The 3,008-nt window shown below is 38.2% G+C and carries 3 protein-coding genes; 1 reads left to right on the plus strand and 2 read right to left on the minus strand.

Annotated elements, in window-relative coordinates:
* Positions 1–38: 38 nt before the first annotated feature.
* A complete protein-coding gene (locus HUN22_RS16300; RefSeq protein WP_174731555.1) occupies positions 39–869 on the minus strand; it encodes an alpha/beta fold hydrolase in 831 nt (276 codons plus the stop codon).
* Between the two features lie 329 nt (positions 870–1,198).
* On the opposite strand from HUN22_RS16300, the gene HUN22_RS16305 reads away from it, so the two are divergent.
* Entirely contained in the window at positions 1,199–2,110 is a 912-nt protein-coding gene (locus HUN22_RS16305; protein WP_174731558.1) for an acetoacetate decarboxylase, read from the plus strand.
* Positions 2,111–2,184: 74 nt separating this feature from the next.
* Here HUN22_RS16305 and HUN22_RS16310 read toward each other — a convergent pair whose 3' ends face one another.
* Positions 2,185–2,979, minus strand: coding sequence for a TorF family putative porin (locus HUN22_RS16310; protein ID WP_217488209.1), 795 nt, complete (start codon positions 2,977–2,979; stop codon positions 2,185–2,187).
* Positions 2,980–3,008 lie beyond the last annotated feature (29 nt).

The raw sequence follows: 3,008 nt of genomic DNA on the forward strand, positions 1-3,008 counted from the left end.
CTCATTAGGCCTCTTTTTCGAAGTTTAAACGCTTTTAATTATTCACGAATAAAAGCCAACAAGTCAGCATTAATTACTTCATGGTTAACAGTTAACATACCATGTGAAAAACCTGGATAGATTTTGAGTTGGCTGTTTTGAAGTAATTCAGCAGATTTCACGCCAGAAGTTTTATAAGGCACGATCTGGTCATCGTCACCATGCAGCACCAAAACCGGAACAGTGATTTTCTTTAAATCTTCAGTAAAGTCGGTTTGTGAGAATGCCACAATACCATCGTAATGTGCTTTTGCACTACCTGTCATGCCTTGACGCCACCAGTTAGAAATGATGCCTTCAGATGGCTTCGCATCAGGTCGGTTAAAACCATAAAACGGACCTGACGGAAGGTCGCGGAAAAATTGTGCACGATTAGTGAGAACTTGATTTTGCAGGTCATCAAAAACTTCTTTTGGTAAACCTTCAGGGTTATTTTCAGTTTTAACCATAAGTGGCGGTACTGCACTGACAAGCACAGCTTTTGCAACATTTTCTTGACCATGACGAGCAATATAGTGAGCTACTTCACCACCACCCGTTGAGTGGCCAATGTGAATTGCATTTTTAATGTTTAGGTGTTTAACCACTTCTGCAACGTCATCTGCATAGTGGTCCATATCATGACCATCCCACACCTGACTTGAGCGTCCGTGCCCACGTCTGTCATGAGCCACAACACGAAAACCTTCTTTAAGGAAAAAAAGCAATTGTGTGTCCCAGTCATCTGAACTTAAAGGCCAACCGTGATGAAAAAATAAAACTTGGGCATCGCGTGGACCCCAATCTTTATAGAAAATATCAACGCCGTCTTTTGTGGTTAAATATCCCATCTTTGTTCTCCTGCTAAAAACTGTTTATAGATTCGTTATAAAGGCCTGAATATTTATACTAAGGTTAAAGTTAACTTTAAGGTCAATCATCTTGAACCGTATTTTAAAAATAAAATTTATATGAAGACTCTACTCAACTTTGTAGCTTTTTAATCTTTAATTGTTTTGATTTTATTTCTTTTAAATGTCAAAGATTTGACATGTCAAAATTAAAGCATTGACTTTAAAGTTAACTTTAACCTTATAGTGCCCACATTGGCTGTTAATTAACATGTCTTGATAAAGCCAACCATAGCTACTCGCTCATTAAATGTTAAAGGTGAACTCTCATGAATATAAAACAACAGTTTACTGAGGTTGAATTTGGGCAACAAAAAGTCAACGTATTCAAAGGTGGTTATTATGACCGATTCAGAATGAACCCTGACCTAGATCAAGTCGCGCAAGACCCAGCTGCTGGCAATATCGACTTTTTCCGCCATATTCCTAAAAAAATTGTAGAGTCACGTGTAGGTCCTGTCTGGGCACCCAACTTTTATTATCGTAGTGCAAATGTACAGCTTTTAATGCTTGCTCCAATTAAGCTCATTAAGGCAAAACTTTCTGCTGCTTTAACACCATTACAACCATTTCCGGGTTATGGATTGGTCGCCGTCACGTTCTTTAACTATTCAGTTTGTGATAACGACCCTTATAACGAAGTGTCGATTGCGATTGTTGTACGTAAGCCGAATGCTCGTGGTCCACATATTGCAGAGTTGATGAAATCGATGCGTCAACGTCATTTTTATGCACATGTTTTAGCATTACCTGTCGATACGGAAATTGCCAGAGTTCGTGGTGTATATGGTTACCAACTTCCAAAATGGTTAACTAAAATTGATGTCGACATTAATTCAAAAGAGGTTCAAGCCAAAATTTTCGATGTTAATGGAACATTAGATTTAAGCCTCACTACTCCTGTTCCAACTTTAAAACATGTTAATTCTGAAACGCACCTCAATAAAGCAACCATGCTACATGTTGTTGATGGGAAATGGCATCAAACGGAAGTTCAATCTAATGTTCTTTCTTTTGCACAAAAGCTTTTTCCAAAGAAAGTACGACTAATGAAAAACGAAGGCCCTTTAACTACTTTACTAAATGAGCTGGGCACCTCGACTATTCTGCGTTTAGATGTTGTTGCGGATACTCAGGTAGTGCTTAATTTGCCTACGTTAATCAATTCTAAAACTCAATAAACAGTCAGCTTTAACTACGTTTGAAAGTTTGAGTTTAGCGGTGCCTTCAAGCGTAGTTAACTAATCAATTTAACTTAAAATACTTTTTTAACTGAGACAGTCAATGTCGAATCAATCGGATTTGAAATAGGTGCATCTGGCTCACCATTACTATACTTTTTATAGAACCCATTTTTATCCCAAGCTTTGGTATAGGCCAACCCCGTATTCCAGCCATCGCCTAAGTCCTTAATCAGCTCAACCTTAACATCCTGAAAATTAGCTTCTGAGAAATTTTTAATTCTTTCATAGCCATAATGGGCACCAAAAGTCCAAGTCTCATTGATAGGCTGAGTAAAAGTTAAATCTAAATAAGTTGTTCCTCGTGAACGTTTACCCTCGGGGCCGCCCATCGTATCTGAGTTATAACCAGCATAATCTGGGGTATAGGTAATATAATATTTAAGAGTCAAAGGTCCATAACCAATTTGAGGCACGATTTCGCCATAGTTATAACTGGTACTCCCCGTTTCAGGCGTGCTTTCAGCTCCCGGATAGTAATAATAAAAAACCGTCATTCCAGCCGAAAACTTATCGAAAGTTTTGATATAACCTGTATAAAAATCCCATTCAACCGAGGCATCCCGAAGGTAGTTTGAGCTCACACTTGATGCCCAAGTCCCGACAAAAAAACCATTCGGGCTGGCATAATCCAGTCCACCTTGCAAAGCAGGTTTACCCCAAGTTTGTTGAAAACCACGTGAAATGTATTGGCTAGCAAAAGTAATATTCGCACTATACGGAGAAATTTTTTCTTGTTCATTTAATTGTTCAGCATGTACAACACCAGTAGACATAATAAGTGAAGCTATCCCTAAAATTTTTCTCATTCAATAATTCCTTTTACATATTACCTATA

Source organism: Acinetobacter lactucae, assembly GCF_013344765.1.
Lineage (GTDB): Bacteria > Pseudomonadota > Gammaproteobacteria > Pseudomonadales > Moraxellaceae > Acinetobacter > Acinetobacter lactucae_A.